Genomic DNA, 7,619 nt, shown 5'->3' on the forward strand with positions numbered 1-7,619 from the left:
GGGTTGTTGATCGGGCCGCATACGCTGCCGGTGATCTTCATCCACGATGAAGAAACCATTCGTACCTTGTCCGAGCTAGGCATGATCCTGCTGCTGTTCGCGCTTGGGCTGGAGTTCAGCCTGAAGAAACTGCGTGCCGTCGGTGGGGCGGCGTTAGTCGCCGCCTTCGCCGAAATCGTGCTCATGGTCTGGATCGGCTACGAGATAGGCCGCTTCTTCGGCTGGTCCGCGATGGATGCGATCTTCCTCGGCGCGATGCTGTCGATCTCCTCGACCACCATCATCATGAAGGCGCTCGAGGACCTGGGTCTCAAGCGCGAGCGCTTCGCCCAGCTCATGTTCGGCATCCTCATCGTGGAGGACCTGCTCGCCATCGTCCTGATGGCCCTGCTCACGGGTATCGCCAGTACCGGGGGCGTGGAGGCGGGCCAGGCTTTCGCGGCGATCGGTCGGCTCGGTCTTTTCATGGCCGTGTCGCTGGTGGTGGGGCTGCTGTTGGTGCCACGCGTGGTCGACTATATCGCGCGTGTCAGCCGCAACGACGTGCTGCTGATCGCCGTGCTGGGCATCTGCTTCGGCTTCTGCCTGCTGGTCACCGAGATGGGCTACAGCGTCGCGCTGGGCGCCTTCATGATCGGTGCGATCGTGGCGGAATCCGAGAGCGTGGCGCGCATCGAGCGCATCATCATGCCGGTGCGCGACATGTTCAGCGCGATCTTCTTCGTCGCCATCGGCATGTTGATCGACCCTGCCTTGCTGGTGGCATACGCCTGGCCGATCACCGTCGTGACCATCGCCGTGGTCGTGGGCAAGGTGGTGACCTGCAGTTTCGGCAGTTTCGTCGCCGGCAACGATGGCCGCACGTCGCTGCGCGTGGGCATGGGGCTGGCGCAGATCGGCGAATTCTCCTTCGTCATCGCCTCACTGGGCCTCACGCTCAAGGTGACCAGCAACTTCCTCTACCCGGTGGCGGTGGCGGTGTCGGCAATCACCACGTTTCTTACCCCCTACCTGATCCGTTCCTCCGATCCGCTGGCGAGCTTCCTCGGTCGGGCCTTGCCTGCGCGCGTCACCGGCGTATTCGGCGCCTACACGGAGTGGATGGGCAACCTGGGCCTGCAAGGGCAGGGCGCCATCGTGATGAAGATGATCCGCCGGTTGGTCTGGCACGTGATCATCAACATGATGCTGGTGATTGCGGTCTTCATCATCGTGGCCTTTGCGTACCGCCGTGGGTTCCTCCACGTGGACATCCTCAGCGACGACCCCACGGTGCGCCGCAGCCTGGCCTGGTCGCTCGCCGCGCTGTTGTCCCTGCCCATGGTGGTCGCGGCCTACCGCAAGGCGGGAGCGTTGGGCATGTTGCTGGCCGAACTGAGCATTCCGGACCGGTTCGGCAGCCGCACCTACCGGATCCGTGCCGTATTGGGGCGGATCATCCCGGTGGTGGCGATGCTGATCCTCGGCCTCCTCGTGGCGGCCCTGGCGTCCACCATCCTGCCCCCGCGCGAGGTCGCCGGGGTACTGGTCCTGATCGGTATCGGCCTGGTCTGGCTGCTCTGGCGGGTGCTGGTGCAGGTGCATGCCCGCCTGCAGGCGGCCCTGCGGGATACCCTGGAAAAACCGGGTCCGGGGCACGATGAGTGACCCAATCGTCATTCCGTTGAAAGGTTGCTGAACTTTTAGTGTGAAACCTTGTCTCTCGCCACGTCATTGCAAGCAAGGCGCGAAGCACCGCACAATGGCGTTTCAACCTCCACACGGAGGTGTACCGGCGGCGTCGCCGAATCTTTCCAAGAGAGGGAATACCGAATGAAGCAATTTTTGCGTCCCACGATGACGGCCGTCGCCCTGGCGGTTGCGCTGGGTACCGCCGCGGGCGCATCTGCCCAGGCAGCCAAGCCGGCTGCTGCTGGTGCGGGCACCGTTGATAAGCAGAAGGCCAGCTACGTCGTGGGTTGGGACCTTGCAAGCTCCCTGCCGCCGCTCGTCGCGAAGGAAGTGGATGCCGCTACGGTCGCCAAGGCCCTGCAGGCTGCCCTTTCCGGCCAGAAGCCGACCATGACCGAAGCCGAAGCCAAGACGGTCCGCGAAGCCTTCGTGGCCCAGCTGAAGGTCAAGGCCGAAGCCGAGTACAACAAGGTCGCTGCCCAGAACAAGCAGGAAGGCGACGCATTCCTGGCCAAGAACAAGACCGCCGCTGGCGTGAAGGTCACGGCTTCGGGCCTGCAGTACACCGTCGTCCAGGCAGGTACCGGCGCACGTCCGGGCCCGAACGACCAGGTCTCGATCAACTACACCGGTACGTTCGTGAACGGCGAGAAGTTCGATGCTTCGGCCGACCACCAGCCCGCCGGCCCGGCCAACATCCCGCTCCAGGCGGTCATCCCGGGTTTCCGTGAAGGCCTGCAGCTGATGCAGACCGGCGGCAAGTACAAGCTCTTCATCCCGTCGAACATCGCTTACGGCGCCAAGCCGGAAAACGGCTTCCCGCCGAACGCGACGATCATCTTCGACGTCGAACTGCTCAAGACGGGTCCGGCTCCGGCCGGCGGTCCTGGCGGTCCGGGTGGCGCAGCGCCGGGCGGCAAGTAAGCCCTCGCCCCACCGGTAGAAAAATGAAAGGGCGCGGAGCGATCCGCKCCCTTTTTCTTTGCCTGCGCGCCGGCCGGGACTACAATCGACCGTTACGACAGCGGGCGCTGATGTCCCTGGGAGTTCCATGAAAGTCACGATCTTCGGCACCGGCTACGTCGGTCTCGTTACCGGCACCTGCCTTGCGGAGATGGGCAACCATGTCGTTTGCGTGGACGTCGACGCGGGTAAGGTCGATCGMCTGAAGGCTGGCGACATCCCGATCTACGAGCCGGGTCTGGAGCCGATGGTCGTCCGCAACCATGGGGACGGGCGCCTGGACTTCACGACCGATGCCGTCCCGGCCGTGGGGCACGGCGAGGTGGTCTTCATTGCCGTTGGCACGCCGCCGGACGAAGACGGCAGCGCGGATCTCCAGTATGTGCTTGCCGTGGCGAAAACCATCGGCGACAACATCGACCGTTATACGGTCGTGGTGAACAAGTCGACCGTACCCGTCGGCACTGCCGACCGTGTGCGCGAGGCGGTCCTGGCGCGCCTCCAGGCCCGTGGTGTGGACGTGCCGTTCGATGTCGTTTCCAATCCCGAATTTCTCAAGGAAGGCGATGCGGTCGAAGACTGCATGCGTCCTGACCGGATCATCGTCGGCGCGTCGAGCCCCAAAGCGATCGCCGTGTTGCGCAAGCTGTACGCGCCGTTCAACCGCAACCACGACCGCATGGTCGTGATGGACGAACGCTCGGCCGAGCTCACGAAGTACGCCGCCAACGCGATGCTCGCGACCAAGATCAGCTTCATGAACGAGATCGCAAACATCGCCGAGCACGTCGGCGCGGACGTGGAGCTCGTGCGTCAGGGCATCGGTGCGGATCCGCGCATTGGCTATCACTTCATTTATCCCGGCGCCGGCTACGGTGGCTCGTGTTTCCCGAAAGATGTGCAGGCACTCGCGCGCACGGCACACGCGGTCGGCTATGACGCGCGCTTGCTCGACGCGGTGGAGGCGGTCAACGATGCGCAGAAGTCGCGCCTGTTCGCGCTGGTGTCGCGTCACTTCGGCGGTGAACTGAAAGGGCGCACCATTGCGCTGTGGGGTCTGGCCTTCAAGCCGAATACGGACGACATGCGCGAAGCGTCGAGTCGTCGCCTGATGGAGCAGCTCTGGGAGGCGGGTGCCCATGTCAGGGCATTCGATCCGGAGGCGGCAGAGGAGACCCGCCGCATTTACGGCGAACGTGCTGACCTTCAACTGGTCGGGCGTCCGTACGAGGCGATCGACGGCGCCGATGCGCTGATGATCGTCACCGAATGGAAGGCGTTCCGTGCCCCGGACTTCGCGCGCGTCAAGTCGCTGCTTAAGACTGCGGTGATTTTCGATGGCCGCAATCTCTACGATCCGGCAGCCGTCGAGGAAGCGGGCATCGCCTATTACGGCATCGGTCGCGGCCGGAGCCTGGTGGGTCGCCACGATGACTGACACCAACGACCGCCTGATCGAACTCGAGATGCGTCTGGCTTTCATCGACGACACCGTGAACGGACTGTCGTCGGCGGATACCGAGATATCCCGACGGTTGGACCGACTGGAGAGGGCATTGCGCGACCTGCGCTCCGACCTCATGAACATGCGTGCGGGGCTCGGCAGCGAAGCTGCCAACGAGCCCCCGCCGCCGCATTACTAAAGCAACCGAACGAGCCTTACCGATCATGGCAGAGTCCCTGCGCGACCAGTTATTGAAGAGCGGCCTCGTCAAGGAGGTCCGCGAAGAGAAAAGGGCGTCCGCACCGCCGCGACAAGGTGGTGCCGATACCGGCAAGGGCGGACGCCCGTCCGCCGGGAGCGGCCAGCCCTACGCGGGCAACAGTCCGCGTCAGGGCGCGAAACCGCCGCAGGGTGGTCGGCCGCCGCAGGGTGGCAAGCCGCAGCAAGGTGGCCGTCCGCAGCAAGGCAACCGACCCCAGGGCGGTGGGCGACCTCAGCAGGGCGCCAAGCCGGGCGCTGACGGACAGCCGCGTCCGCCGCGCAAGGATGGCGAGATCGATCTGGCCAAGGCCTACGCCATCCGCGCGCAGACCGATGCCACCGAGCGTCGCCGTATCGAAGCCGAGGCGGCTGAGGTGGCCCGACTGCGCAAGGAGAAGAAGCGGAAAGTCGAGGAGCTTCTCAAGGGCAAGGCCCTTAACCTCGCCGATGCCGACCAGGTTCGTCATTTCCCGTACGGCGAAAAGATCCGTCGTGTCCATGTGGACGCCGCTCAGCTGGTCGCGATCAACGCGGGCGAGCTTGGCGTCGTGCAACAGGGTGGTCGTTACCTTGTCGTGGACAAGGCAGTAATCGCGGAGCTGCAGGTGCTGGCCCCGGAGTTCATCGCGCTGCTCGTCGATCCGAACGCCGTGAGCGAGTCGGATGATGGCGTGCCAGACGATTTGATGTGGTGAGGGATCGCCGATGAATCGGCGCCTGCCAAGCTAGCCTCGCCCTGCCTGGTAGGAGCCGAGTCATCGGCGATGCTCTTCCTCGATCGGTAAAGCATCGCCGATAAATCGGCTCCTACATGGCTTAGGCTGCAGGCTGAGTCAGTTCCGGGTTATCCCAGCCTTCCTTCTTCGCGAAGCGCGCACCGTGCTTCGCTTCGAGCTTTGCCAGCCGTTCGCGCACCGCGGCCACGCCTTCGGTGCGCGTGTACTGGATCGGGCCACCACGGAACGGCGCGAAGCCGGTGCCGAAGATGACGCCAGCGTCGAGCAAGTCGGCGTCGTCGACCACGCCTTCAGCCAGGCAGGCGATGGCTTCGTTGACCATCGGCAGGATCATGCGGTCCTGGATGTCGGCCGGCGGCACATAGTCGGGGTCCACTTCGGGTTTATCCGGCTTGCCTTCCTTCCATACGTACAGGCCTTCGCCGTCCTTCTTGCCGCGCTTGTTCGCAGCGATTTTTTCTTCCAGGCCGTGCGGAATTTCCAGGCCGAGGAACGGGGCGAGTTCCTTGCCGACCGACGCGCATACGTCGAGGCCGACCGTGTCGGCCAGTTCGATCGGGCCCATCGGCATGCCGAATTTCTTCGCTTCGCGATCGAGCACGGGGCCGGGTACACCTTCGTTGTAAAGGCGCATCGCCTCCATCAGGTACGGCATGAGGATACGGTTGACCAGGAAGCCCGGCGTGCCCTTGACCGGCACCGGCAACTTGCCGATGGCCTTGCAGAACGCGAGTGCACGCTTTTCGATGGCCGGATCCAGCGCATCGTGGCGCACGACCTCCACCAGCGGCATCTGCGCCACGGGATTGAAGAAGTGCAGGCCGAGGAATCGCTGCGGTGCCTTCAGCCCCTTGCGTAGTTCGTCGAGCGGAATCGACGAGGTATTACTGGCAAGGATCTCATCGGCCTGGAATTGCGGCTCGATGATCGCGTACAGCGCGTGCTTGGCTTCCGGATTCTCGAAGATGGCTTCGATGGCGAGGTCGGCATCGGCCACGCCCTTGCCATCGACATCTGCACGCAGGCGGCCCACGGCCGCGTCGACCTTGGCCGGTGCCTTGAGTTTCTTTTCGAACAGCGTGCGTGCGCGGTTGATTGCGGGTTCGATGAAGCGGAGCTCACGATCCTGCAGGGTGACATCGAAGCCCTTGAGGGCGGACCAGGCGGCGATATCGCCACCCATGGTGCCGGCACCGACGACGTGCACGTGCTTGATGCCGTGGTCCGTGCCGCCACCGAGACTCTTCAGGCGTTCCTGCAGGAAGAAGATGCGAATGAGGTTATGCGCGGTCGGCGTGGTGGCCAGTTTCGCTACGGACTTCGCTTCGAGCTTGAGCCGCTGCTGGATGCTGGAGCCTCCGCGCGCCCAGGTATCGATCAGCGCGAACGGGGCCGGGTAATGCTCCTTGCGTACCTTGGCCGCGGTTTGCTTGCGAACCATGGGTGCCAGGATGGCACGCGCCGGAAGGGTGTTGGTCGCCCACGCCTTGGCGCGTTGGGCGAACGGACGCTGGTGCGGCCGTTTGATCAGATGGCGTGCCTCGGCCAGCAGTTCGTCCGCGCGGGCAAGCCGGTCGACCAGGCCGACGGCCTTCGCGCGACGTGCGTTGAAGGGCTTGCCGGTGAGCATCGCGGGGAGGGCATCGGGTGCGCCGATCAGGCGCGGCAGGCGGGCAGTGCCGCCCCAGCCCGGGTGGATGCCGAGCATCACCTCAGGCAGGCCGATCTTCGTTGCCTCGTCGTCCACCGCGATGCGTTGGCGACAGGCGAGGGCGAGTTCCGTGCCACCGCCCATGCAGGCGCCATGGATCGCCGCCACGGTCGGGCAGGACAGGCGGGCGAGGTTCTCGAACACCCGCTGGCCGTTCTCGATGTTGGCCAGGACGGTGCCGGTCTGGGCATATTCGACGAATTCGCGGATATCGGCGCCCACGGCGAAGCCCGAAGGCTTTGCCGAGTGGATGACGACGCCCCGCGGATTCTCGATGGCCAGGCGCTCGACGATCGTGTCGAGTTCATCGAGCACCTCGCGCGACAGGGCGTTGGCGCTCGCACCCTCGCGGTCGAAGGTGAGCACGACGATGCCGTCGTCGCCCACGTTGGTCTTCCAGTGCTTGAATCGGAGTCCTTCGAACATGGCAGGCAGTACGCTGGCGAATGAGCGCATCACCATACCTTCCTGTCGGGCCGAATGCGAGATACCCCGGCGTATGGTGTGCGATCCCTAGCGTACTCCCCCGTATTGGGCCGATACTTCGCGCCACTGCCGCCGATGTGTCGCCCATGCCTGCCGACCCCCATGTAGGAACCGATGTCTTCGACCGCATTCTGTCCGCGTCGGGACCGTTGGTCGCGTTGCAGACCGGCGACACCAACCAGCTGATCGATCAGTTCCGCCTGGTCGCGCGGCGGACGGGGCAGGCTGTGTACCTGTGGCGCCACGCCGAGGGCCTGGCCAGCCTGCGCGACGCGCAGATGCGCGTGCCCGGTTGTACGCGGCTGGGCGATGCCCTGCGTTATATCTCGCAGAGCCTGCATTTCGG

6 protein-coding genes and 1 pseudogene are annotated in these 7,619 nt (G+C 64.7%); 6 read left to right on the forward strand and 1 reads right to left on the reverse strand.

The genetic code is table 11. The annotated features are described in order from the left end of the window. The 5 genes from AC1DT2_RS12040 to AC1DT2_RS12060 all read left to right on the forward strand — a co-directional run. Positions 1-1,647: cation:proton antiporter (locus AC1DT2_RS12040; RefSeq protein ID WP_477296441.1), on the forward strand; the 1,647-nt coding region annotated here is incomplete at its 5' end. A 165-nt stretch (positions 1,648-1,812) separates the two neighbouring features. Beyond that, complete coding sequence (locus AC1DT2_RS12045; RefSeq protein ID WP_063574304.1) at positions 1,813-2,595, forward strand: FKBP-type peptidyl-prolyl cis-trans isomerase; 783 nt, start codon at positions 1,813-1,815, stop codon at positions 2,593-2,595. 127 nt (positions 2,596-2,722) lie between these two features. After that, a complete protein-coding gene (locus AC1DT2_RS12050; RefSeq protein ID WP_477296444.1) occupies positions 2,723-4,072 on the forward strand; it encodes a UDP-glucose dehydrogenase family protein in 1,350 nt (449 codons plus the stop codon). Next, entirely contained in the window at positions 4,065-4,277 is a 213-nt protein-coding gene (locus AC1DT2_RS12055) for a SlyX family protein (protein ID WP_213950154.1), read from the forward strand. The genes AC1DT2_RS12050 and AC1DT2_RS12055 overlap by 8 nt, the downstream gene beginning before the upstream one ends. Before the next feature lie 25 nt (positions 4,278-4,302). Then, positions 4,303-5,034: a DUF2058 family protein gene (locus AC1DT2_RS12060; RefSeq protein ID WP_477296446.1), complete on the forward strand. Its 732-nt coding sequence runs from the start codon at positions 4,303-4,305 to the stop codon at positions 5,032-5,034. A 121-nt stretch (positions 5,035-5,155) separates the two neighbouring features. Here AC1DT2_RS12060 and AC1DT2_RS12065 read toward each other — a convergent pair whose 3' ends face one another. Further along, positions 5,156-7,213: a 3-hydroxyacyl-CoA dehydrogenase NAD-binding domain-containing protein gene (locus tag AC1DT2_RS12065; RefSeq protein WP_063573106.1), complete on the reverse strand. Its 2,058-nt coding sequence runs from the start codon at positions 7,211-7,213 to the stop codon at positions 5,156-5,158. A gap of 146 nt (positions 7,214-7,359) precedes the next feature. Between AC1DT2_RS12065 and AC1DT2_RS12070 the strand changes: the two are divergent. After that, positions 7,360-7,619: pseudogene (locus tag AC1DT2_RS12070) on the forward strand (hypothetical protein); the annotation flags it as partial.

The organism is Luteibacter sp. P4_E6, assembly GCF_056401535.1.